Source organism: Filomicrobium sp. (assembly GCF_025698805.1).
GTDB classification, from domain to species: Bacteria; Pseudomonadota; Alphaproteobacteria; order Rhizobiales; family Hyphomicrobiaceae; genus Filomicrobium; species Filomicrobium insigne.
Window position 1 is genome coordinate 115,071 of the sequence record NZ_JAILWT010000006.1, and the last position, 23,704, is coordinate 138,774.

At 56.0% G+C, this 23,704-nt stretch carries 24 protein-coding genes; 17 read left to right on the forward strand and 7 right to left on the reverse strand.

Annotation, left to right across the window (positions count from 1 at the left end; genetic code table 11):
- Positions 1–9: 9 nt before the first annotated feature.
- The 8 genes from K5845_RS15675 to K5845_RS15710 all read left to right on the forward strand — a co-directional run bounded on the left by K5845_RS15675 (position 10) and on the right by K5845_RS15710 (position 11,052).
- Positions 10–1,251, forward strand: a complete 1,242-nt coding sequence (locus K5845_RS15675; RefSeq protein ID WP_287959440.1) for a nucleotidyl transferase family protein — start codon at positions 10–12, stop codon at positions 1,249–1,251.
- Positions 1,252–1,323: 72 nt separating this feature from the next.
- Positions 1,324–2,220 carry a DMT family transporter gene (locus K5845_RS15680; protein ID WP_287959441.1) on the forward strand — a complete coding sequence of 299 codons (897 nt, stop codon included), beginning with the start codon at positions 1,324–1,326 and terminating at the stop codon, positions 2,218–2,220.
- A 46-nt stretch (positions 2,221–2,266) separates the two neighbouring features.
- Positions 2,267–4,051, forward strand: a complete 1,785-nt coding sequence (locus tag K5845_RS15685; protein WP_287959442.1) for a carbamoyltransferase family protein — start codon at positions 2,267–2,269, stop codon at positions 4,049–4,051.
- Between the two features lie 29 nt (positions 4,052–4,080).
- Positions 4,081–6,159: an SGNH/GDSL hydrolase family protein gene (locus K5845_RS15690; RefSeq protein ID WP_287959443.1), complete on the forward strand. Its 2,079-nt coding sequence runs from the start codon at positions 4,081–4,083 to the stop codon at positions 6,157–6,159.
- Between the two features lie 197 nt (positions 6,160–6,356).
- The gene (locus K5845_RS15695; RefSeq protein ID WP_287959444.1) at positions 6,357–7,349 is read left to right on the forward strand and encodes an ABC transporter permease; all 993 of its coding nucleotides are present in this window, start codon (positions 6,357–6,359) and stop codon (positions 7,347–7,349) included.
- Positions 7,350–7,403: 54 nt separating this feature from the next.
- Complete coding sequence (locus K5845_RS15700) at positions 7,404–8,429, forward strand: sugar ABC transporter substrate-binding protein (RefSeq protein ID WP_287959445.1); 1,026 nt, start codon at positions 7,404–7,406, stop codon at positions 8,427–8,429.
- Positions 8,430–8,530: 101 nt separating this feature from the next.
- Positions 8,531–9,559 carry an ABC transporter permease gene (locus tag K5845_RS15705; RefSeq protein ID WP_287959446.1) on the forward strand — a complete coding sequence of 343 codons (1,029 nt, stop codon included), beginning with the start codon at positions 8,531–8,533 and terminating at the stop codon, positions 9,557–9,559.
- Positions 9,556–11,052, forward strand: a complete 1,497-nt coding sequence (locus K5845_RS15710; protein WP_046478385.1) for a sugar ABC transporter ATP-binding protein — start codon at positions 9,556–9,558, stop codon at positions 11,050–11,052. The genes K5845_RS15705 and K5845_RS15710 overlap by 4 nt, the downstream gene beginning before the upstream one ends.
- An 8-nt stretch (positions 11,053–11,060) precedes the next feature.
- Here the strand turns inward: K5845_RS15710 and K5845_RS15715 are convergent, their stop codons facing one another.
- A complete protein-coding gene (locus K5845_RS15715; protein WP_287959447.1) occupies positions 11,061–11,885 on the reverse strand; it encodes an IclR family transcriptional regulator in 825 nt (274 codons plus the stop codon).
- A gap of 212 nt (positions 11,886–12,097) precedes the next feature.
- On the opposite strand from K5845_RS15715, the gene K5845_RS15720 reads away from it, so the two are divergent.
- Positions 12,098–12,949, forward strand: coding sequence for a pentapeptide repeat-containing protein (locus tag K5845_RS15720; RefSeq protein WP_160298723.1), 852 nt, complete (start codon positions 12,098–12,100; stop codon positions 12,947–12,949).
- Here K5845_RS15720 and K5845_RS15725 read toward each other — a convergent pair.
- Entirely contained in the window at positions 12,946–13,296 is a 351-nt protein-coding gene (locus K5845_RS15725; protein ID WP_287959448.1) for a DUF488 domain-containing protein, read from the reverse strand. The genes K5845_RS15720 and K5845_RS15725 overlap by 4 nt on opposite strands.
- Positions 13,297–13,311: 15 nt before the next feature.
- Positions 13,312–13,782 (reverse strand): RrF2 family transcriptional regulator, encoded by a 471-nt coding sequence (locus K5845_RS15730; protein ID WP_046478388.1) that lies wholly within the window; start codon positions 13,780–13,782, stop codon positions 13,312–13,314.
- Between the two features lie 89 nt (positions 13,783–13,871).
- Between K5845_RS15730 and K5845_RS15735 the strand changes: the two genes are divergently transcribed.
- The 3 genes from K5845_RS15735 to K5845_RS15745 all read left to right on the forward strand — a co-directional run bounded on the left by K5845_RS15735 (position 13,872) and on the right by K5845_RS15745 (position 15,650).
- Positions 13,872–14,195, forward strand: a complete 324-nt coding sequence (locus K5845_RS15735; protein WP_244512468.1) for a TehB family protein — start codon at positions 13,872–13,874, stop codon at positions 14,193–14,195.
- A 48-nt stretch (positions 14,196–14,243) separates the two neighbouring features.
- On the forward strand, positions 14,244–14,918 hold the full coding sequence (locus K5845_RS15740) for a 5-formyltetrahydrofolate cyclo-ligase (protein ID WP_287959449.1): 675 nt from the start codon (positions 14,244–14,246) through the stop codon (positions 14,916–14,918).
- A gap of 102 nt (positions 14,919–15,020) precedes the next feature.
- Positions 15,021–15,650, forward strand: coding sequence for a hypothetical protein (locus K5845_RS15745; protein ID WP_046478390.1), 630 nt, complete (start codon positions 15,021–15,023; stop codon positions 15,648–15,650).
- 27 nt (positions 15,651–15,677) lie between these two features.
- Here K5845_RS15745 and K5845_RS15750 read toward each other — a convergent pair whose 3' ends face one another.
- Positions 15,678–16,061 carry a hypothetical protein gene (locus K5845_RS15750; RefSeq protein WP_287959450.1) on the reverse strand — a complete coding sequence of 128 codons (384 nt, stop codon included), beginning with the start codon at positions 16,059–16,061 and terminating at the stop codon, positions 15,678–15,680.
- 83 nt (positions 16,062–16,144) lie between these two features.
- Between K5845_RS15750 and pqqA the strand changes: the two genes are divergently transcribed.
- Complete coding sequence (pqqA, locus tag K5845_RS15755; RefSeq protein ID WP_046476472.1) at positions 16,145–16,234, forward strand: pyrroloquinoline quinone precursor peptide PqqA; 90 nt, start codon at positions 16,145–16,147, stop codon at positions 16,232–16,234.
- 75 nt (positions 16,235–16,309) lie between these two features.
- On the opposite strand, the gene K5845_RS15760 is transcribed toward pqqA, so the two are convergent.
- From K5845_RS15760 to K5845_RS15770, 3 genes are read right to left on the reverse strand one after another with little or no spacing between them, the layout of a single operon-like run.
- Positions 16,310–16,960, reverse strand: coding sequence for a response regulator transcription factor (locus tag K5845_RS15760; RefSeq protein ID WP_046478391.1), 651 nt, complete (start codon positions 16,958–16,960; stop codon positions 16,310–16,312).
- Positions 16,957–18,471, reverse strand: coding sequence for a histidine kinase (locus tag K5845_RS15765; protein WP_287959451.1), 1,515 nt, complete (start codon positions 18,469–18,471; stop codon positions 16,957–16,959). The genes K5845_RS15760 and K5845_RS15765 overlap by 4 nt, the downstream gene beginning before the upstream one ends.
- Entirely contained in the window at positions 18,468–19,019 is a 552-nt protein-coding gene (locus tag K5845_RS15770) for a flagellar basal body L-ring protein FlgH (protein WP_052743995.1), read from the reverse strand. The genes K5845_RS15765 and K5845_RS15770 overlap by 4 nt, the downstream gene beginning before the upstream one ends.
- A 433-nt stretch (positions 19,020–19,452) precedes the next feature.
- Between K5845_RS15770 and K5845_RS15775 the strand changes: the two genes are divergently transcribed.
- From K5845_RS15775 to K5845_RS15790, 4 genes are all read left to right on the forward strand, one after another.
- Positions 19,453–21,333: a methanol/ethanol family PQQ-dependent dehydrogenase gene (locus K5845_RS15775; protein WP_046478393.1), complete on the forward strand. Its 1,881-nt coding sequence runs from the start codon at positions 19,453–19,455 to the stop codon at positions 21,331–21,333.
- A gap of 222 nt (positions 21,334–21,555) precedes the next feature.
- On the forward strand, positions 21,556–22,446 hold the full coding sequence (gene moxJ, locus K5845_RS15780) for a methanol oxidation system protein MoxJ (protein ID WP_090230005.1): 891 nt from the start codon (positions 21,556–21,558) through the stop codon (positions 22,444–22,446).
- A gap of 108 nt (positions 22,447–22,554) precedes the next feature.
- Positions 22,555–23,151, forward strand: coding sequence for a cytochrome c(L), periplasmic (gene moxG, locus K5845_RS15785; RefSeq protein WP_046478395.1), 597 nt, complete (start codon positions 22,555–22,557; stop codon positions 23,149–23,151).
- Positions 23,152–23,269: 118 nt separating this feature from the next.
- Entirely contained in the window at positions 23,270–23,554 is a 285-nt protein-coding gene (locus K5845_RS15790) for a methanol dehydrogenase [cytochrome c] subunit (RefSeq protein WP_046480360.1), read from the forward strand.
- The last annotated feature ends 150 nt before the right edge of the window (positions 23,555–23,704 follow it).

Genomic DNA, 23,704 nt, shown 5'->3' on the forward strand with positions numbered 1-23,704 from the left:
GGTGATCAAATGGACAAAGCGGCATTGAAGGGCGCGCTGCTGCCTCACGACCGGCGCGCGATGCGTTTCATCTCCAAATATCGCACGAAGATCTATGCTGGCCTCGGCGGGTTGGCGTTATCGCTGCTCGTTGTGGGGGCTTTAAATCTGCCCTTCATGGTGGCGCTTCTGCTTGTGTTCGCGCCGGTTGGGTTGGCGTTCGTGCTGCCGAGGTATGTGACGCTGATCTGTGCGGTTGAGGATGACTTCAATCAGAGAACAGCGCTGGTCACGCCAGCGCGGCTGGTGCGATTCCTGTTCCATGTCCCGATCGTCTTTAGCGTGCTCGCGATTGCTCATGCAGCTCGCGGTGACGCATGGGCAGGATGGAGTGTTGCATTCGCGTTGACGGCTGGAGCTGCCGGGTTGCACGCGGTTGCTGTCACGTTTGCTTATCGTGGTTATGGCGATCGGATCAGCAACAGCATCCTGGCAATCTCAGCAATCATTTGGCTTGTCGTCACGGCCGAAGGGCATTGGAGCTTATGGGTTCTGACGGTGTTTCTTGGAGTGCTCTTTGGCCTGGATACGGCAAGAGGGCTTCTTTCTGACCTGAGGTCCCGCCTTTTTCCGAGACGAGGGATCGGGGTGTTTTTCGGTTCCTTCAACCCGGTCCACAAGATGCATTTGGCGCTTTTGAGCAACCTTCTGGCGGACCGTCGGCTGAACAAGATTTACGTGCATGCCACGACGATTCCGAAGCTGCATCGTGTGGCTCTGGCGCGTGGAGAAATTGCAGTTTGTGAACGTGCTGGCGTTAGGGAATACCGTGCTTCGTATTTTGCGGATCCGGGCAAGAACTACTTCCCGACCGGCAACTGGTTTTATGACTATGAATTGCGGTTGGAGCTTTTGAAGGCTGCAATAAGCGACGCGGGCCTGGATGGGCGTGTCGAAGTTCTCAACCTGCCGGATCTTTATGAAAAAGCGGGCTTTGCAGGTGTGCTTCGCCATATCAAGGCACTGCGCAAGGGCCAACCTGTACATGGTTTGCATGGCAGTGATCCCGGTGGCATGTGGGTCCGCAATATCTTTGATAGCAGCGGCTGGATCTACCCTTGTCCGATTGTCCGTACTGGCGTCGTGTCGGCTACGGCAATTCGAGCCGGAGCAATCGGCTTGACGTCAGTCACGGTCGAGAAATTTCTGGCGGCGAAGCGGCGCGGGGAAGACTTTGTTTTCCCGTCCGGCTACGTCTTCCGAAACCGGTGAGGGGAAGCGATGACCCTAGGCGCGACCGGTACTTTTCACCCTTTTCCTGTTACGCGAGAGAGGGGAAATCCGATGCGTGCTCGTGAGTGGGGGCTGCTCGTTGGGCTATCCATGCTGTGGGGAAGCGCGTTCTTCTTTACTGCCATTGCCATTCATGAATTGCCGACATTCCTCATCGTGTTTTTGCGCGTTGCCCTGGCGGCGGCGTTGCTGTGGCTGGCACTGAGCATGATGGGATTGCGCCTGCCGCGAGAGGCTGAGGCATGGAGAAGTTTTTTCGTATTGGGGCTGCTCACGAACGTTCTGCCGTTTTGCCTGGTCGCGTGGGGGCAGCTTCGGGTTGCGTCCTTTGTTGCCTCGATCCTGAATGCGGCCGCGCCTTTCGCCACGCTCTTACTGGGTCACTTCTGGACCGGAGAGGAGCGGTTGTCGGCTCACAAAGTGTTGGGACTTGTGGTGGGGACGACGGGAATTGTCGTCCTGCTGAGCGGAGGGTGGCATGTCGGCGTTTCACTCGCAGATGGGTTGGCGTATCTGGCGTGCCTGGGTGCGGCCATCTGTTATGCGCTGGCTGCCGTTGTGGGCCGGATCAGGCGGTTTGGAGAGCCTCCGATCGTTCGCGCCGCGGGCCAGCTTGTTGCGGCATCCGTTCTCCTGCTTCCGGCTGTTGTCATCTCTGACAACCCTTTCGGGTTGAGGCTGCCGAGTTGGTCAGTGGTAGGCTCGGTTCTCGCGTTGGCGGTGTTATCGACCGCGTTGGCTTATATTGTCTATTTTAAACTTCTGAGAACCGCTGGCGCGACTAATCTTCTTCTTGTGACATTTCTTGTTCCGATAAGCGCTATGTTTTTTGGGATTGTACTTCTGGGAGATTCTATTGGTGCTCGTGAAACTTGTGGGTTGATTTTGGTAGGTGTTGGACTTTTGGCTATTGATGGTCGTGTGTTTTGTTTTCTTGTCGGCAAGTGATCTGGTTTCGCTTTTTTTGTTAATTTTCTTTTTTATGGGGATTTTTATGGCTGTGTTTGTCGGAATTTCAGCGCACTATCACGACTCCGCGTGTTGTTTGATCAAGGACGGTCATCTCGTGGCGGCGGCGGAGGAGGAGCGCTTCACCCGCATCAAGCATGATAATGGCATTCCATCCAATGCTTTCCGCTATTGTCTGCGGGAGGCTGGCGTCACGATCGCGGACGTGACAAGCCTTGCGTACTATGAAAATCCCGCCAAGAAGGTTGCGCGTCAGCTATGGGCTGGGCTGCCCGGTATTCTCAACAACCCCAAACAGCGTTTTCGGATAGATCCAGGACGTGCTCAAGACGAAATACGAGATTGCTTGGGGTACGACAGGGAGATCGAATTTGTCGATCATCACCTGTCTCATGCTGCTAGCGCTTTTTATTTTTCTGGGTTTGATGAGGCTGACATTTTTACGGTGGATGGCGTCGGTGAATGGGCGACGACCACCTATGGCCGCGGGGTTGATCGGAAAATAGATCTCTTTGAGGAAGTTTCGTTTCCTCACTCCCTTGGGCTATTTTATAGCACGATCACGGCCTATCTCGGTTTTGAAGTCAATGATGCCGAATACAAGGTGATGGGGCTTGCTCCTTATGGCTCGCCTCGATACCTGGATAAGGTTCTGCAACTTATTGATTGTTGGGACGGCGGACAGTACCGCCTGAACATGGAGTACTTCGATTTTCTCGGCGGGGATCGGATGTATTCGGATCGCTTGTGTGAGCATTTTGGTGAGCCGCCGCGTGTGCCGGAGTCAGAGCTCACGCAATTCCATAAGGACATGGCCGCCAGCGTGCAGCGTGCCCTTGAGGTTATCCTGCTTGATAAGGTGGCGTATCTCCACGCGCGTCATTCCACTGAAAACCTCTGTATGGCTGGCGGTGTCGCTCTGAACTGTGTGGCAAACGGCAAGGTCCTGCGCGAGGGGCCCTTCAAGCGCCTCTTTGTGCAACCTGCGGCAAGCGATGCCGGAGGCGCGCTCGGTGCGGCGGCAGTGGCATGTGTTCGTCACGGCGAGGATCGTTTATCCCGCGAGAGACAAAAGCACGTTTACCTGGGGCCGAAATTCAGCGCCCGGGATGTCGCCCGTGTCGTCAATCCTAGTCCGCTCAAGCAGTGTGCGTTGGACTATTCGGAAGATCCTGAGGGGCTGATCCAAGCGACTGCTGAGCGTTTGGCGGACGGCAAGGTGATCGGGTGGTTCCAAGGGCGGATGGAGTTTGGGCCCCGCGCGTTGGGCGCTCGCTCCATCATCGCCGACCCGCGCAGGCCGGAGATGCGCGACCGGATTAACGCGCTTGTCAAGATGCGCGAAGCGTTCCGGCCCTTTGCGCCCGCCGTTCTCGAGTCAAAGATGGCGGAGCATTTCGAGATCGACCATTCTTCGCCTTTCATGCTCGAGACGTGCCGGGTGGTTTCGAGCCTGGCGTTGCCGGCGATCACGCATGTGGATCAATCGGCGCGCGTTCAAACGGTCAACGAGCACACCAATAAGCGGTTTCACGATCTGCTGATTGCGTTCGATAAGCTCACGGGCTGTCCGATCCTGCTCAATACGTCCTTCAATCTGCGTGGGGATGCCATCGTGCTCGAACCTATCCACGCGATCTGGACCTTTGCGATTTCGAACATCGACGCGCTTGTGATGGAGGACTTCATTATTGATCGCACCGAGCGTCCGGAAGCCTGGTCTGAGATCATCGAGATGATGGGCGCGCGTCTCAAAAAGAAGCGGCGCGCTGCCGATGCTGGTCGCGCCAACGTCTATTCATTTCTTTAAATCAATTTTCAATTCAGGGAGCTGGTGCCGTGGGTGAGCAAATCACGCGCAAGGAGTTGGCAACACGTCTGGCTGAGGCGATCAAGGACCGTGCGACGTTGCCTCTGCTGCAATTGTTGTGCGATGCGCAGGTGGAAGGCGTCGGTGAGGTGGCGGATATATGGACCGGTCCCTTCTCTTCGCTTCGGGACGATATTCTGGGGTTTTCTGGCGGCGAGGGAGAGGCTGGCGCCCGGGCGGTTGGTATCTGGGAAGAGGAGCCAACGACGGGGGAGTTTGTCCGGTCGCGGCGTCATATCGATCTTTGGCGGTTTTGCGCGAACGTCGACCGGATCCGGAAAAAAGGAAACCGCAAACGCGTTGCGTTTTTGGGTGAATCGGTTGCGCGCGGCTTTTTCTTCAGCCCGCAATATGGCCCCGCGCAGGTTCTTGAAAAGCAGCTCGCCGCCGTCGGGCCGAGTGTCGAGGTCGTCGATCTCGCCCAGAGTAATTGCGGGCCATGGTGGCTCGTAGAGATGACGCGAGCTGCCGCTGCGTTGCAACCCGACGCTATCGTTGTTTTTGCTGGGAATAACTGGCGTGCCGGTTCGTTATCTAGAGCATCCACGGACGCCTTTGTGCAGGATGGCGGATTGCTGGCTGAAGATGGGGGGCTTTCTGTCCTGATGGCGCGGCAACAGCGTCGCGCCGCAGAAATTGCTGAGCACACAGTCAGAGAGTTGGCGAAGGCTGCGCATGACATGGGCGTACCGCTGATCCTCGTTCTGCCAGAGATCAACGTTGCGGATTGGCTGAGTTGCCCGATCGGAACCCTTGATGTTCCGCTAATGTCTGAGCTGGATACGGTGGCCTGGGTGGACGTGTTCTCTGAGGCCCGAGAGGCGGCCGATGCTGGTGATTTCCGTGAGGCGGAAGATCGCGTGCAAGAGGCCATCAATCTTGATGGCGGGACTTGCTCCGCCAGTCTCGAGCTGCTTGCTCACGTTCAATTAAAGCAGGGGAAGACGCGTGAAGCCTCGGCAGCTCTGCGGCGTAGTCGTGACATTGTCGATGAGACGCGGGTGTTGCCGGGCATTTTCTCTGTCGTCGCGGAAGTGATCCGGAAGGTTGGGCGGGAGGTCGGTGCTCTCGTGGTCGATCTGCCTCATGTCTACCATCAGCACTTTGGGAACAGTGTTCCCGGGCGCGGGCAGTTCCTCGACTATTGTCATCTGAATGCTGAGGGTATTCGCGTTGCGATGGCGGGAACGGCGCAAGCGGTCGTTCAGGCTCTCTTCCATAGCACCGCGGATTTGCAGCGACTTGTTGAGGCCGGACCTTCTCCGTCACCGGAGCAGGAAGGTTGGGCGCATCTCTTGGCGGGCATTCACAATGCGCACTGGGGACAGGGTACCGAAATCTGTAGCTTTCATTTCAAGCGTGCGGCGTCGTGTTATCCGCCGATCGGAGAGATCAGCATTCCGCTCGTCTATGATGCGTTCCGACATGGCGTTCCACCGTTGCTGCTCTCGTCCTTCGGTGAGCTCGTCAAAAATCAAATCGCTTCGACCTACCTCATGGGATACGGCCTGATCGGCCGAGGGCTGATCCGGGAGCATGACCTCTTGAAATCGATTGTCGCTGCGTTCCCCTCGCTCGGTAACATCTCGTCGGACCCGGACTTTGTGCTCGGAGAGATTGACGAGCTTGACCTTCTCGATGCGCATTGGTTGCCGTTAATGGATGGTAACCGTTGGTATCGGCGTGCCTTCAAGGCGGCTTACGAGTTGGAGAGCGCCTTTCCGTTCTTTAGTGCTCGGTCGCAGAAGCTGGAGCTCTCAATTGTCTCTCGTGTCCCAGGCGCGCGTCAGTCGGGCGATATCATTGTCAAACTGAATGGTGCTCAGGTCGGCCGGGTTTCGGTTCAGGATCAGTGGTGTGATCAGCGCATCGTGTTGGACAGTTCACGGGTTAAGCAGGGGCTCAATTCGCTGAGGTTAATCTGGCCGAATGTGCCGCGTGCTGATCTGCGTCCAAGCCTTAAGGTTCGCTTTGAAACGGGGCAGCAACTCGACACGCGCACCCATTTCGGGCATCTCCATGAGTTGAGGATTTCTGCTGCCACCTGATTTTGTTGCCGCACGGACCGGGCGTGACAGTCTGTGCGGCAGCGCAAGATTTACGTTCATTTTTTATTGTCCATTATTCGGACAACTTTTCTCTGCGTCCTAATTGAAGTGATTTTGGATCGTTGGTAGATTTCTTGGTGCTACCTATTAGTATCTAGATATTGGCGCATCTTCGCTCGTTGGGATATGTCCGATAAATGATCGCGATGAATTCAATGCTGTGCTCCGTGGCCGGACGTTTCAGTCAGGAACTTGTCGTCGCTGGGCTAGCGGTTGCGTTGGCGTTGGTGTTCGCGGCTGCAATTCCTGGGTTCGCGACGTGGGGGAACGCAATGGCGCTCCTGCGCAGCATCGCGATTATCGGGGTGTTGGCGCTTGGTATGTCTGTCGTCATTATCGGCGGGGGGATCGACCTGTCGCAGATTGCTGTCGCGCTCGTTTCCGCAGGCGTTGCCGCCATCATGATCAACGGCGGATTTCCTGTTTCGATTGCGCTCCTGGTGGGGCTTTTCGCAGCAATCGGCATGGGGCTCGCTAACGGATGGTTCGTTGCCTATCTCGGCATCCCATCATTGTTCGCAACGCTTGCGAGCGCGTTGCTCTTCATGGGCGCGGCCCGGTCGACGCTCATGCCGTCGACCATCATAAATTTGCCGCCCGGCGACGGCGCGTTTCTCGTGCTTGGGACAAATTGGGCCGGTGTTCCTGTTCCTGCGCTCATATTTGCTGTCTCAGCTGTCGTGATGCATCTGTTTCTGGCGCACTTAGTCGTTGGGCGTTTCGTCTACGCGGTGGGGGACAATCCAGCTACCGCACGTCTCTCTGGGTTGCCGGTTCGTCGGCTGCGCATGATGACATTCGTGATGGCTGCTGTGATTGGCTATCTGGGTGGTCTCGTCATGGTCGCATCCACGGCGATGGTCGATCTGGGAACGGCCAAGTCGACATTCATTTTCGACGTCGTCCTAGTTGCTGTTGCCGGGGGTGTGAGCTTGTCGGGTGCACGCGGTGGCGTCGCCAGTGTGCTTGCGGGGACGGCTTTTGTCGGCGTGCTGCTCAACGGCATGTCCATCCTCGACGTCAATTCTCAGGTCCAAACAGTCATCAAAGGAAGCTTGCTGTTGGCCGCCATCGTGCTGGACAGCCAGTTGAGGCCGCATGACGAGGAGGCGGAGCGTCACAGCATCTGAGCCGCGTCGTGTCGCGGTGCGTACAACAAAATTTCAAAGGGAGGTTGGGTGATAATGGTCGATTTTATATCCGGGAAGCGCTGGGCGATTGGGCTGGTTTCCGCGTTGGTGGTGACGTGGGGCTTCATGGACGGAGCGTCTCACGCCCAGACCGATCCACGGTCTCAGCTTCGAATTGATTTTGATAAGGCGGTGAAGGGTAAGACAGTCGCCTGGGTGCCGATCACGATGGGGACACCTATCGATCAGATCTGGACGGCCGTCATGCAGTCGCACTTCGACAAGTACGGCATCAAATTCATCGTCCGCGATCCGAACTTTGACAGCAATGCGCAGCTGCAAGCTGTGACGTCGCTCATCAATGAAAAGCCCGACGTTCTGATCGTCCAGAATATCAACGTTTCATTGCTGGCGAGAGAGTTGAAGCGGGCAATGGAGAACGGCATCTACGTCATCCAGGTCAACATGATGTCGAACCAACCCTCCGATGCCTATGTGGGGGTCGACAATGTTGACTCGGGGCGGCTGATCGCGAAGGACATCGTAGCTCAATGCGGGGGGGGCAAGAGTTCCGGCAAGGTCGCGATCGTGCAAGGCGAAGCGACGTCAGCGGGGAGCCTTGATCAGCTCAAGGGAGCGATGGAGGTTTTTGCTGCGGATAAGTCGATCAAAGTTGTTTCGACGCAGGCGGCCAATTGGGATGCCAACAAGGCGAACGAGATAACGGCGACGGTGCTGAGACAGCACCCTGATCTCTGCGCGACTTACGGACATTGGGGGATCATGCAGCAAGGTGCGGCCCAGGCTGTGAAGGCGGCGGGTCTGCAGGGCAAAGTGAAGGTTTATGCGTCGAGCGATGGTCCACGTTCGGACTGTGAGATGGTCGAGCAGGGCCTCTTTTATAAGGTGCTGTCCTATCGGGCCGATATCCAGGGGATGCAGATTGCCGATGCGGTGCTGACGCTGTTGCAAAGCGGTGAAAAGCCGGGAGCAAAGCGTTTGACGCTTCTCTCCAACAACTTTTGGGTCACGGGCCCGGCTGAGCGTCATTACTGCTACGACCTTTCGTTGACGCAATGACGCAGGCTGAAGATCGCAGTGCCTCTTTCCTCCGAGGTGCTCTTGCTCGGTCGCCATCCCTCAGGGTGGCTGGCCGAGCTTTTTCGGAGAGGGAGAGAGGTTTGCTTTCGCGCTATCCCGTATTCAGGCGCCGCTTTGGCGACAGCCTCGATGCGGCCGTGCCCCTGCTTGTGATGTGTGGTCTGTTTGCGGCTTTCGCGCTGCTTGTGCCGAACTACCTGAGCGGTTCCAACTTGCAGCAATTGATGCGCGATTATGCAGAGCCTTGCCTGGTCGCGTTGGCTCTGGGGATCGTTGTCTTTGCCGGCGGGATCGATTTGTCTGTGGGCGCCATATTTGCCCTGGCTAATTTTACGGCTCTCTACCTTTTCCGGATTGAGATGTGGCCTTTGCCAGTTGCGGTTTTGGGTGTGCTGTCTGTCGGTGCCGTTATAGGCGCGATCAACGGTGTCCTGATTGCTTATCTTAAGACCAGAGCTTTCCTGACGACACTCGCGATGTTGTTGATTTTGCGCGCTGGGCTGGATTTCGTCACCAACGCCTACACGATCGAGCTCGCGAATGCCTGGCGTGACACAGAGGGTTGGTACTGGCTTGGGGCCGGATATTTTTTGGGTGTTCCAAGCAACATGGTGATCCTGCTCGTTGTGGCTCTGGCACTCCATCTGTTCCTTACGCGCCTTCGTCCGGGGTTGCACATTATGGCCACGGGAGCTGATCGCAAGGCTGCGCGTCATGCTGGAATAAATACGCGGCGCGTTACGCTTCTGGCTTATGTGCTTAGTGGATTGATCGCTGCTCTGGCTGGGTTGTTCTATGCGGCCCGGCAAAGTAGCGCGGGTTCAGACACAGGTCTTGGCTGGGAAGTGACCGCCTTAACCGCGGTGGTGCTGGGTGGCGTAAGCTTGTCCGGTGGTGGCGGTTCGGTTGGACGCGTCATGATCGGTTCTGCGATCTTGTTTCTGCTGATGAGTGGTCTGTTGCGTATGAACATGCCCGGCGGGGCTTCTTCAGCGTTGATCGGTGTGACGCTGTTGGGGGCTGTCGGCATCCACATTCAGTGGTCGCGGCGTCGTGCGCGTTCGCGATCTGTCAGGTCGCCTGTATCAGACCAACGGGGCGCTTCATGACCGATGCCGCAACGTGTTTGAGTGTTCGCAAGGGGACCAAAAGTTTTGCTGGCTCAGTTGCCCTGGACAGTGTTGATTTTGAGGTGAAGGGTGGCGAGATCCATGCGCTCATCGGTGAGAATGGCGCGGGCAAATCGACCCTCGCAAAAGTGATGGCAGGCGCCGTTCCTTTAACGTCGGGTTCTCTGCTTATCGATCAACAGGTATGTGCGTTTCACTCACCCGCCGACGGTCTCCGTGCTGGCGTGGCGATGGTCTATCAGGAGACCAGCCTTATTCCATCCCTGACTGTTGCTCAGAATATCCTGCTGGGCCACGAACCCTGGTTGAATTCATTTGGGACGGCTGAGCGCGCTGCACGACAAGCTCTCAAGTCGCTTGACTTCGATGTGGAGCCAACCGCCCTGGTTCAGGATATCGGCCCTGCGGAAAGGCAAATGGTCGAGATTGCGCGGGCTGTGCATCTTAATGCGCGTGTCCTTATTTTCGATGAGCCAACAGCGTCACTCTCACCAGCAGAACGGGATAAGTTTTTCAATTTGCTGGAAGCTCTGCGCCGACGCGGCAAGGCTGTCGTTTTTATCACGCATGCATTGGAAGAGGCTTTGACGATTTCTGATCGCATTACCGTGCTGCGGGATGGAAGGCGGGTCGTTTGTGGACCAGCTCAAAGTTTTGATCGCCAACTGTTGGTTCAGCTGATGGTTGGGCGTGATCTTGATGAACGCTCGACGGAACTGGGACACTGTGGCGTGGGAGGCCTGGAGCTTCTCGCCGTGGACTCTGTCGGCAGCGGTGTTGATGGTCCTCGTATTTCTCTTTCTTTGAAATCTGGCGAGGTGGTTGGGCTCGCCGGGCTGGTCGGTGCTGGACGGTCTGACTTGGCGAAGTTCATCGCGGGCCTTTCCCGTCCTCAGAATGATTGCAACTGGTCTATTCGGCTCCGTGGAGAGGCTGTGACCTTTAACACGCCCCGAGATGCCATTGCGGCAGGGATCGTTTACGTCACCGAAGATCGCAAGTTGGACGGTCTGTTCGAAACGATGACAACAGATGACAATATCTACCTTGCGGCTCAGGCCCGACGCAGGGGGTGGCTGCGGATCTACTCGCGGGCTATCCGGAAGCGTCTGGCTGATTATTGGCGCGCGCGATTAGCGATCCGAACGCTTCATGGCGATGCGGTGGTCTCAGTCTATTCGGGTGGCAATCAGCAGAAGGTCGTGATTGCGAAGGCCCTCGCGCAAGACCCTGAAGTGATTATTTTTGATGAGCCAACACGCGGTGTTGATGTCGGTGCGATTCCGCAAATTCACGATGTCATCCGAGAGGTCGCCGAAGATGGTAAGGCGGTACTCGTGATATCGTCCTATCTGCCGGAGATTCTTCGCCTATCAGACAGGGTGCTCGTCATGCGCGATGGACGAATTACTGCTTCGTTTGATCGTGCGGATGCAAGTGAGGACCTCATCATGCATGCCGCCGTGCATTGATGGAGGGCTTAGCGTTTCGGTGAAGGCAGCTCTGCTAGAAACATTCGGTGTTTGATGTCCGTTGCTGCGGTCATTAAGGCTTTAGCGCATTGCTTGAGTTGGGCGTCGTCGAGCCACCCGGTAATGAATGTTGTGCCGATACCTGCGACGGGGTGGCCCGACGGATCGCAAATGGCGGCGCCCATGCCGCTTGTCGATCGGTCGAGGACAATATTGCCGTAGATCCCGTAGCCCGCGTCCATCGAGTCGGCGAGCGATTTGCGGAAACCCTTTTCATCGAAGCCATCGATGCGGCGGTACCGCGGCATGCTGAGCTTGATGATGTCGCGGACCTCGTCAGGGTTCATTCGGGCAAACATGCCCATACAGGCGGGTGTCATGCCGAATGGGCCGCGCATGCCCGCCCAACCTCGTCCAACCTGTATCTGTGATGGGCCTTCGTAGCGGCCAACGCAGACGAAGTCCAAGCCGGAGCGGACGCTAAGATAGACGACCTGCGAGAGCTTTTCCGCTAAGGCGCTGAGGGTGGTCGCTGCGGTGCGTTCCAGTGGATGGCGGCTAATTGCCGAAAAGCCAAGCGCAGCGAGATCGGCGCCGAGGTTGAAGCGGCGGGTTTCGGGATCACGGGATACCCAGCCTACGGTCATCAGCATTTCCAATACGCGATAAACGGTGGGGCGGGGTAGAGACGTCCGAGCAACGAGATCACTCAGCTCGCATCCCTCTTGCGGACCCTGTGCGATCGCCTCAAGCAATGTGACGGCTCTGTTCAGGCTGCCGGCGGGTAGATCGGAAGCATGGACGGTTCGTGACGAGCTGTGACCGTTGGACATCGGTCTTTCCTGAATGTTCGCGCTGTGTTCAATTATTGAACACCTGCAGTGGCGTTCAATAATTGGCTCTATTTCGATTGATTATGCTACTAAATATGTGTGTTCATTGATATCTTATGGAAAGCATGTTCGATATTCGGCTAGTTTGCTTCGTGGGTTTCAAACCCGACCTGTTGCTGCTTCTCAGGACGCGTCAACGCATGAGGACAACTATGACATTGCATCCGAATTCCGCTGGAGCCAATGCGGTAAGCTATGTCTTCTACCGGGTTTTTCGCAACGTAATGCGTTGGGTGCGGTGGGCCGTTCTTACGGCTTCGACAGTTTGTCTCTTGTGGACTGTGGCGTCAGCGGAGACAGTGTCCAAGAAGACGGTCCGAGATGTGGCCCGTACTCTCTTTCTGGCTCAGGCGGGAGAGCGGGTAGATTTGTCGGGCAGCGACCTGCGTGGGCTTGATCTCTCAGGGCTAGATTTTAAAGGGGCAGATCTGTCGCGCGCCAATTTATTTGGCGCGGATTTGACTGCAGCCAATCTTGCAGGCGCTGATCTGACGGGGGCTGTGCTTGACCGCACCGTTCTCGTGCGTACCGACTTTACAAAAGCGGCTTTACAAAACGCATCGATCCTGAGGCCGAGTGTGGCGCCCGACCTTCGTTTTGTTGCGCAGGACTTGCCGTTATTTCGCGATGCTGATCTTCGTGGTGTTCGGATTACAGCGCGACTTGGCGGAGCTGATTTCAGTCGTGCAGACCTTACGGGGGCAGACTTTGCGCCGGCTTCAGAACGTGGTTTGGGTGGCACGCCTACCCATGGTCTGGCGCATGTTAACTTCACGGGGGCTAAGCTAGTGAATGCCAATATGGCGGGGCTCACGCTGACATTTGCGAAGTTTCGGAATGCGAATCTGCGTGGTGCGAATCTTTCCGATGCAGACCTTTCGCGCGCTGATCTGAGAGGTGCGGATCTTGCGGGTGCCAACCTCGCGGGGGCAGACTTGACGGATGCTGATTTGGAAGGGGCTACGGGGCTTTCGCGTCAGGACGAAGGTCCGATGGATCGCTAAGTTTGATTTTCTATAACTTGTTTGAGCACGACGGCTTGATTGTGTTTGCGATCCTTAGCGCCGAAAACGAGCGTCACCCTTTGGGCGGCAGCTTGTTTGCGCAGATCGTCAAGCTCGGCTTCGTGCTGTTCAAGTTCAATGCGATAGAGCCGTTGGAATTCCTCCCAACGTTGGGGCGCGTGCCCGAACCATTTGCGGAGTTCCGCGGAGGGAGCAAGGTCTTTGGCCCAAAGGTCGAATGCGGCTTGTTCCTTGGTAACCCCACGCGGCCAGATGCGATCGACCAGAATGCGTATGCCATCACCGGATGAGGGTGGATCGTAGGCGCGCTTTAGGTGGATGCCCATCGCACAACGATCCTCTCACACGCAATCTGAAGTTGCGCCGTGTCTTGTTTCCGCGGTGTGTTTGTCTTGGGTTCGGTTTCTCGGGACCAATGCGCAGTCGAAGAGCGTCGTGGTGTCGAGTTCTCGCAGAAAGGCTTCGCGGGCGGCGTTTAGCTTTTTGCTAAGTCGGCATCTTTCGGAGGGTGGACAGGTCGCTTCTTCCGCTCTGAGGCACTCGAGTGTTGCTTTGCGCGACTCTAGAAGTCGGACGATTTCTCCGAGCGTAATCATTTTAGGATCACGTGCGAGGCGAAATCCGCGTGCTGTGCTGCCATGTTGAGCTTCAAGAACGCCGCATTGGGCCAGATCCCGTATGACTTTAACGAGATGATTGCGTGAGGCCGCGAACTCTTTGGCGATCTCGTCGATAGAAAAAACTCTTTCTGGCTCAGCAGCTAAGCGCGTCAGCGTCTGCAGTCCGTAGTCCGTATACATCGTAAGGCGCATCCGTCGGGCCTCCCGAATAACTCGTTGCGCCGTCGATTATGCCACCATAAAGTGGTATTTCAAATGCATGTTTTATTCTGGTGGCAAAAGTGATTGACGAGCAGTTGCCCGAGGGGCTGGTCGCTTACCGGAAAACGCCGGTTTTCGACCAGGACACTTTGCCGAACGGTTTACGCAAAACACACAGGACCAAGGCTGGTGTTTGGGCGGTGATCCATGTCGTCGAAGGGCGTTTGCGCTACCGGTGTTTAGAGCCGCTTTCCGAGCAGATCCTTTCACCAGGTGTGACAGGCATCGTTCGTCCGGAAGAGGCGCACGAGGTGGAGCCGTTAGGTGCTGTCCGATTTTATGTCGAGTTCTATAGCGCTTCATCTCAAGACGGTTCACCTCATGTCGGCGGGATCGAGGTGTAAGCATCCGTCGTGAAGCAAAGGCACGTCGAAATTGGCCAGGAGCGTCGTATGTCCGGGAGAGATGATGATCGCGATGAAGGCGGTAGCTACGCATCTCCACCTTGTCTCATGCATGAAATAGACCCGGCCTACATGGGGCTTGATGTGCAACAGCAGCAGGACGTCTCACGCTGGAGACGCAGCGAGCGTCTTCGGCTCATAGATGCGCGGCTTGCGATGCCGGTTGTCGAGCGTACGGCGCATGCAGACGCCATCGTATCGCGGCTCGACGAAATTATAGGCGGCGTGGAGGGAAAGGTGGTCAGCGCTTACTGGCCGATGCGTGGGGAGCCGAACTTGCGCATTTGGTTGGAAGCTCTGGAGATGCGCGGGGGCACCGGAGCTTTACCTGTCGTGGAACAGAAGGGAGCTCCGCTGATCTTCCGCCTCTGGCGAAAAGGCGAACCGCTCGAGAAGGGCATATGGAACATCCCTGTTCCGTCGCACCGTGCGGCGGCTGTGACGCCGGATGTGATTATCGCTCCTGTCGTTGGGTTTGATAGAGCTTGTTACCGGCTGGGTTATGGCGGTGGCTACTTTGATCGGACGTTGGCATGCGCCACGAACCATCCGCTAACTGTCGGTGTCGGATACAGTGCCATGGAAATTCCGACCATATATCCGCAGACCTATGACGTTGCGATGGACGTTGTCGTGACAGAGCGAGAGGCGATCCGACGCTAACTGCGTTCGAACGGGAAAACTCGGCAATAGTTTGTGCCATGACACGCCTCGGCGCGTGTGCGAAGCCTCGCCCTCCCAATGTTTAGGCAGGAGTGGCCGAACGTGCATCGTCGTCTTGTTTTTTGCGGGGTTCTGGCTCTTTCAATTTTGGGTGCTGCACGCAGTGCCCATGCAGACTGTAGCGCAGAGGTTGATGCGGCGTTTGCAAAGCTCAGGCAGGCAGCTGCTTTCCGTATGATGACGAAGATTGTGAACGATCAAGGTTCGCTCAGCATGTCGGTTGATTATGTGCCGCCGGATCGTATGCATCAAACAGTCGAGACGGGAACTTCGGCTGGGACCGTTGAACTGATCGTAATTGGATCGGAAGCCTGGTCAAATCAAGGACAAGGTTGGGCGAAGGTGCCGGACAAATTCGCGAAAGAGGTTTCTGGGCAAATGCGCCAGTCCCTTTCGGGAAACAAAAGCGCGAATGCTGCTTATGAATGTCTTGGTGAGAAAACTTTCGAGGGGGGCGAGTACGTGGCGTACCGCACGGAGTTACCTCCCGTCGCGGCAAAAACGGGCGCTGAAGCCGTGCCGGGTAACGTTCAAATGCTTTACGTTGACAAGGAGACGGGACTGCCTGTGCGGAACATCGTGACCAAGCCCGATGCTCCGAATGAGCGGCTTTTCGACGGTACCTTTCAATTGAGAGAGGACCTGAAGATCGATGTGCCTGCGACGCGGTAAGTTTGCTTGTCGTATGCGTGTCGGGCCTTAGAGTTCCAGGTGTTTTTCTCCCGGTTTTAAATCTGGAAGACGTCCTTCAGGCAGGCACGGGGCCGCCGTGACCTTGCACCGGGTCTTGCCTTTATAGGCTTCGCAGTGCGTTCGTTTGCGCTGGGCCCGATCCCAATTTTCATAGCCAGGTCCTTTTGCGCCGGCGCGTGATGACCACCACAGGATTGCGCGCTTCTTCGCTTCGGACTCCGTGGATGCGATTGCCCATCCGCTCTCAATAACGGATGCGCAAATAGAAGCAGCGCGCAGCGGCGTTGCGATTGAAGCTCCTAAAATTAATGTGGCCGCAGCAAGGATTGCGCCTTGAGAGAAATTTCGTTTTGTCACTTTATTTCTCAAATCGATGCGATCAGAAAACATGACTTGCGCTCATTCTCCGATGTGTCCATAAAAATAATTGGGAAGCATAACGGTTTGTGTGAAACTTTTGGAGGAAACGAGAAATGAAGGTTTGGAATAAACCTCAGGTTCGCGAGCAGGAAGTTGGTCTCGAAGTTACGAGCTATCTCCCAGCTGAGATCGACGTTATCTAAGCGTTCCAATTTTGGATAAGTCTGGCGTGACGGCCGCTTGCGGCCGTCACGCTTTTTTATGTGCATGCCAGAACGTTAGAGATGTCGTTTGATCGACGTTGCGGGCAAATGTTGAATGGCTATGCGCATCAGTTCCGGCAGTGTCCGTACGCCAAGCTTGTTTTTGATCTGCGCGGCTGTGTTCGCGATCGTTTTGTAGCTGACGTTCAGTTCTTCCGCGATGATGTTGTAGGGTTTGCCTTCAGCTATCAAAGAGAGTGTCTGCAACTCTCTAATCGTTATTGTATTCAATGGGTTATTTGATCCTCTCGCGCTGATGAAGGCGACTTCCGATGCGAGTTCATGGCTGAGGTAAGTGCCGCCGTCCCGTACGCGCTGAAACGCTTTTATGAATTCGTCGGAGCATGTGTCTTTCAAGAGAAAGCCGTTGGCGCCGACTTCCAGTGCCCGGCTCACAATTACCGGGTCGCTGTGCATACTGAAAACCAGTATGGGTGTTTTCTTATCGTGGATGCGTAGTCTGCGTATGAAGTTCAATCCATCGAGAGCGCCTGTGTTCACAGCGAGATCGACGACGATAACGTCAGGCTTTTGGGCGCGATATTGGCGGAAGCCGTCTGATAGGCTTGCCGCTTGAATGACGAACTCTACGCGGGCGTCCTGCAGCACACGCTTGCAACCCTGAAGCACGATGGGATGGTCGTCGATCACGAGAACTTTTGTCATGCGCGGTTTCCAAAAAATTCTGCAGCTAGTCTTTTTTCGCCGGTCGAGCGCCCCGCAGGAACGGTAATATCTATGGCGGTGCCTGAGGGCCAATTGCCGCTAAGTGAGAATGTGCCGTTTAGGGCGCGCACTCGCTCACGCATCGTGGCTAATCCGAACCCGTTGGGTGCAGGGTCCCGGATCCCTTCTCCGTCGTCGCGAATGTTGAGGCTAATCTGAGAATATGCGGCTTCGCCGTCTGGGCCGGTAATGGTTTCATGAGCCAATTGGACAACGATATTCTTGGGATTAGCGTGACGCAGCGCGTTTGTTATGCCCTCCTGTATACAGCGGTAAATGGTGAGATCTATAGATTCACCGTAGCTCAATTGCAGATCGTTTGTGATCGTGCTGAACCTGATATTGGGGTGACGAAGCTCAAATTCGGTAGAGAGTTTTGTTATGAGCTCTTTGAGCGTTATGCGGCCCAAAGCGATCGGTCGGAGCTTTTTCAGTAGCCGCCTATTTATGGATTTGAGCCGGTCACTGATCGTCCGTATTTCACTGATTCTGCTAGCGATTTCGGAAGATATTTTTTCAGGAAGTGGTTGAGCGTACTGCTCGATCGATGAGGCATTGACCATTATCCCGAACAGGCAGGGGCCGACTTCGTCGTGAAGTTCGCTTGCGATTTGTCGGCGTTCTTCCTCCTGGACGGTGATGAGATCCCGACAAAGGCGGGAGTTTTCGGCATTTACGGCGTCCAACGCTGCGGCGAGTTGATTGAAGTGGTCGGCGATCAGGCGCAGCTCGCGGACTTTGGGAGGTTCGACGCGCACTGCGCTGTGACCGTGCTCCAAACGTTTCATTGCGCCGGCCAATCCGACCAGGGGATCTAGGATGCGGCCGAGCACGACGTATAGGGCACTCAACATAAGCAGATTTGTGCCGATCCAGAGTAGCAGCATCGTGCGGTAGTCGTTCCATACTTCTGCGATTTCATCGGAAGGCTCGCCTTGGATCAGAACGGTTGCGATGGGCTGATTTTCTACCCTTATCGGAACGTTGAATCTATTTGCCGGTGGACGAACCATTTCAATGAACCATCGCGGTACCGAAGCTGGTTCTCTTTCGTTCGAAGGTTCCTGAGGCGGGCGGTTTTTGCTCGGGCCCCTTTCTCCGTTGGCTCTGACCACTTCTATTCGGACGTGGCGAAGATGTTTGAGTTGAGCCTCAAGAGTTTGAAGCAGATTCCGTGCCTCTGTTTCGTTCAAAAGAGAGCGTGCCGTTTCCCGCACGAAACTCTCCGCTAGATCCATGGAAGCGCGCATCTCGATGCGGGTACGGTTTCCGGCGTCCAGAACTTTTAGAAAGCATGCAAACAGCGACGTGACGACGGTGACGGCCAGGAAGGCGATGAGGATCTGAGTGCGAACCGGTCGACGGTACCAAAGATTTTGCAGGCGTTTGATAAGGCTGGGCAGGAGTTCCGCGCCGCCTTTGGATTCGCTTTCGGAAGCGGTGAGGATCATTGTTGCGCTCCATATCTCGATTTGAGATCAGCGAGTGCTTGATCGCGATTGTGGTTTGCGGTGCGCAGGTTGAAATAGTGTTGGCAAAGAGAGCCAAAGCCTTCGTCATGCGTATTCTCGCCGACAATTCGCGAGAGTTCTTCGATGATCTCGATGGCTGGTTCCGGTGCACCGATTTCCGCTAGCATGCCTTCGAGTTGGACGGCGCGATTGGCGATCATTCTTGGTGATTCACGAAACTGCCCGGCAGCGGTGTTGAGAAGGGATGCAATGCGTTCAACCGCCGGGCTCCCCGGCGTTGCGCTCTGACCGTCAATTCTGCTGGCAAGCCACACTTCCGGTTTGGTTCCTTCATTCGCTTCTAGCCAATGGTCCTGCGTCAGAGGTTTCTCCGGGTCCTCTTGCGCTGCCGGGTGTTGGGCAATGGTCTCGGCGGGATCGTCAGAGCATGCGCCGAGGGCTGCGCTTGTCAGGATGCACGCGACTGCCATAACCCGCTTAACGGCAGGGCGGTGGCGATGACCAAAGTGGGTAGCGTTGTGGCGCACGGCTGAGCCTCATTCGGGTGAATCGCCAAGGCTACGCAGAGCTCCGTGCCCGATAAGGCAGGATTGCCATTCCCTTGTATTTAGCGGTTTTGGGGCTGGCCTCAGCTGTTACATCGTTACGATTTTGTGAGGGGTGAGGAAAGGCAGTCCTTGTTGCCACTTCTTCCCGGCCAGTTCTGGTAGTCGGACTAAAGACGGGCGCTAGGGCCGGCTCTAGCGTAGCGCTGCGTGTTGGATACGACTTCGCGGTGTCGAAAAAGAACGGCTCCAGGAAGTGGAATCTGCCGCATCGGTTTCGGGCGGAGCATGTCCACTCCGGTCCTCGCCTGTACCGCGCATCAAAGGCAGCTCTGCACATCAGTATTCCGGCGATGTCGGAGGCTGGGGAGCGTGATTGCCTTGGTCTAGGGAACGAAACGTGAGGTTTCCATAAATGAAAAAATCCTGGAGAACGTCCCTGTTAGTGTCTGCGTCACTTGCGGCGTTGGCACTCGGGGTGTCGGGCGCAACCGCGAACGACAAGCTCGTCGAGCTCTCAAAGAGCAACGACAACTGGATTATGACGGGCAAGACGTATCACGCGAATAATTATAGCCCGAACACTCAGATCAATACCGACAACGTTAAACAATTGCGCCAAGCTTGGTCGTTTTCGACCGGTCTTCTGCACGGGCATGAAGGCACCCCGCTCGTCGTTGACGGGGTTATGTACGTGCACACGTCTTTTCCGAATAATACCTTTGCGCTTGATCTGAATGACCCCGGCCGCATCATCTGGCAGCACAAGCCGAAGCAAGACCCCGCTGCGCGTTCTGTTGCGTGTTGCGACCTCGTGAACCGCGGTTTGGCCTACTGGCCTGGTGACGGTGATGTGAAGCCGCTGATCTTGAAGACGCAGCTCGATGGTCACGTTGTTGCGCTTGACGCCAAGACCGGAGAAGAGCGCTGGAAGATTGAAAACTCGGACATCAAAGTTGGTTCGACGCTGACGATCGCTCCTTACGTCATCAAGGATTTGGTTCTTGTCGGATCGTCCGGTGCCGAGCTCGGCGTTCGAGGCTACGTGACGGCTTATGACGTTAAGACCGGCGAGCAAAAGTGGCGCAAGTACGCGACGGGTCCGGATGGCGATGTCGGGATTGGTGACAACTTTAACAAGGCCAATCCACACTATGGTCAGAAGGGGCTCGGCACCGGCACCTGGGAAGGTGACGCCTGGAAGATCGGCGGCGGCACGAACTGGGGCTGGTATGCGTACGATCCTGACCTGGAGCTCTTCTACTACGGCTCGGGTAACCCAGCTCCGTGGAACGAGACCATGCGTCCCGGCGACAACAAGTGGACTATGACCATTTGGGGTCGGGATGCCGATACGGGTATGGCCAAGTTCGGCTATCAGAAGACCCCACACGACGAGTGGGATTACGCCGGCGTCAACGTCATGATGCTTTCTGAGCAGAAGGACAAGTCGGGTAAGATGCGCAAGCTTCTGACCCACCCCGACCGGAACGGCATTGTCTATACGCTTGATCGCGAGGACGGCACGCTGATCTCGGCGAACAAGCTTGATGATACGGTCAACTGGGTAAAGACAGTCGACCTGAAGACTGGCTTGCCGGTTCGTGATCCTGAGTTCTCCACGCGAATGGATCACAAGGCGACCGATATCTGTCCGTCGGCCATGGGTTATCACAACCAGGGTCACGACAGCTATGATCCAGAGAAGCAGCTCTTCTTCATGGGCATCAACCACATCTGCATGGACTGGGAGCCCTTCATGCTTCCCTATCGTGCCGGTCAGTTCTTCGTCGGTGCGACCCTGTGGATGTATCCGGGCCCGAAGGGTGATCGCCAGGGTTATGAAGGCCTCGGCCAGATCAAGGCCTATAACGCCATCACCGGTGAGTACAAATGGGAGAAAATGGAACGCTTCTCCGTTTGGGGCGGCACCATGTCGACGGCTGGGAACCTCGTGTTCTACGGTACGCTCGACGGCTTCCTGAAGGCTCGTGATAGCCGCTCCGGTGAGCTGCTTTGGAAAGCCAAGCTGCCTTCGGGGTCGATTGGCCATCCGATGACGTTCGAGCACAACGGCACGCAGTTCGTTTCCATCATGTATGGCGTCGGTGGTTGGCCGGGCGTTGGTCTGGTGTTCGATCTTCAGGATCCGACTGCCGGTCTGGGTGCTGTCGGTGCCTTCAAGAACCTTCAAAACTACACGCAGATGGGTGGCGGTGTCGCGGTCTTCTCGCTCGATGGCAAGGGACCTTATGACGACGTGACCGTCGGCGAGTGGAAGGGTGGCAAGGGCTAACCCTACATCAGTCTCGATCCCGGCTGCCGGATCTCCGGTAGTCGGGACTTCGTGGACGTAGGAAGCCGGTGGTCGCGATCTCCCGAGTGCTCCTCCGGCTTCCCTTGCTCCAATAACTCCGCTGGTCCTACCGCCGTGTGATTTTGGCACCCTTGGGCGGCTTCGCACGCAGACGGAGAAGAACATCAACGACGCGGTCACAAGACAAAGAGGAAGCAGTCCATGTTCCGTACCAAATCCTTTTCGCGCGTCGAGTGCTGGTTGCCCGGTGCGCTCGCATTGGCAGTGGCTGTCGGCGCTGGTTTCCCCGTCAAGGCCGCGAACACGGCGTCACAAGATATCGCGCCGGACCCCTCGATACTTAGAGTTTGCGCGGCAGCTAATGAGCACCCTTATTCCACGCGCGATGAGCGTGGATTTGAAAACAAGATAGCCAAAGCGATTGCTGAGGCGATGGGCCGGACACCGTTGTTCGTCTGGCATAACAAACCGGCTATCTACCTCGTTCGCGACAAGCTCAATATGCACGTGTGTGATGTGGTGATGGGGGTCGACACCGGGGACGAACGGGTCGCGACGTCCGAGCCCTATTATCGCGCGCCCTATGTTTTCGTTGAGCGCGTCGAGTCCGATCTCAACATTACCAGTTGGGAAAGCCCTGACCTTGTCAAGGCGGACAAGATCGGTTTTGTGCCCGGTTCTCCCGCACAGGTCATGCTGACAAAGCTTGATCTCTTCAACGTACATTTCAACTACATGAACTCGCTGACGAACTTCAAAAGCCGTCGCAACCAATACACCCGCATTGATCCAAAACGGCTCATTGGGGAAGTCGCCGACGGCACGTCTGATCTTGCCGTTGCCTTTGCCCCTGAGGTGGCGCGGTACGTCAAAGCGAATCCTAAGCTCAAGATGGTTGTCATCCCAGACAACAACGTTCGCGTTGATGGCGAGAAAGTTCCACATCACTTCAGTCAGTCGATCGCCGTTCGCAAAGAAGATGCGGCATTGCTCGATGCCATAAATCTCGCGATCGAAAAGGCTCGTCCGCAGATCAGAGAGATCCTGACAGAAGAAGGGATCCCGCTCGTTGAAACGTCATCGAGAAGCTAGCGCGCAGGTCTTGGAGTGCGTGCTGCGATTGCCGTGCACTCCGTGATTGCTCGCTCCAACAGATGTGAATCGCAACGCGATATAAAGGTAGAGAAGCGACCAACAGTAATGAAAAAATCACTGATCATGACTGCGGCTGCCAGCGCAGTGTTTGTGTTTGGTCTCGGTGTGGCTTCGGGCCAGGTAACATTCCGGCACACGATTACCGGTGAAGTTCTCAATCTCGATGACTCGCTGCCCGAGGGGCGCGATACGGAGGCTGTTCGTCAATTCTTGCAGACTGGAATCAACCCCTACACGGAAGTGAAGGAATGTCTGCCAAAGGGTGAAGAAGCTTATCTGGTCGCTTGCTCGGGATGCCACGGTCACTATGCCGAAGGCAAAGTTGGTCCGGGCTTGAACGATAGCTATTGGACCTATCCCAAAAACAAAACCGACAAGGGATTGTTCGAAACAATCTTTGGTGGTGCGCAAGGCATGATGGGGCCGCATGGAAGCCACCTGCAGTTGGATGAAATGCTGCTGATGATGGCTTGGATTCGTCATCTCTATACTGGTGATGTGGCCGAGGCCGATTGGCTTACTGACGAGCAAAAGAAAAATTTCACGCCATTCAAGCCTGACAAATCCGCAGAAGAAAATAGTTCGGCGTCAGAGGAGCAAAAGACTGCGGCTCTGGATGCCTGCAAAGTTTCCGCGCAATGAGCTCATCCTTTCCGTCCGAAGTAGGTGGAATTTCCTTTGCGAGTTGGCGGATTGAAGCGGTGGCCGCATGGCCGCCGGGTGAACTGGCAAGACCTGAAGACCCATGGAGGAAACGAAAATGAAGACATTGATTTCGGTCATCGCCGCTGCTGCTCTGCTTTCCGTTGCTGGAGGCGCAATGGCCTATGATGGAACGAAATGCAAAGCCCCTGGCAACTGCTGGGAGCCTAAGCCTGGCTATCCTGAAAAGGTGGCCGGCTCCAAGTATGACCCCAAGCATGATCCCAAGGAGCTGAACAAGCAGTCGGCATCGATTGCTTCGATGGAAGAGCGGAACGCCAAGCGCGTGGAGAATTTTAAGAAGACCGGAAAATGGGTCTACGACGTTTCCAAGATCCAATAGTGAGCTTGGTTTGACGCCTCGGTGCAGTGCTACGCTTGCAAAACCGCTCTGCTTCCTCCCGAGGTGAAATGGGGCGCGGCCAAGTCGCGCCCCTCCTTTTGCGCCGGTGACCGGCTCTTCAGTGCTCTCCTAGGGTTCTCGTGGAGGATA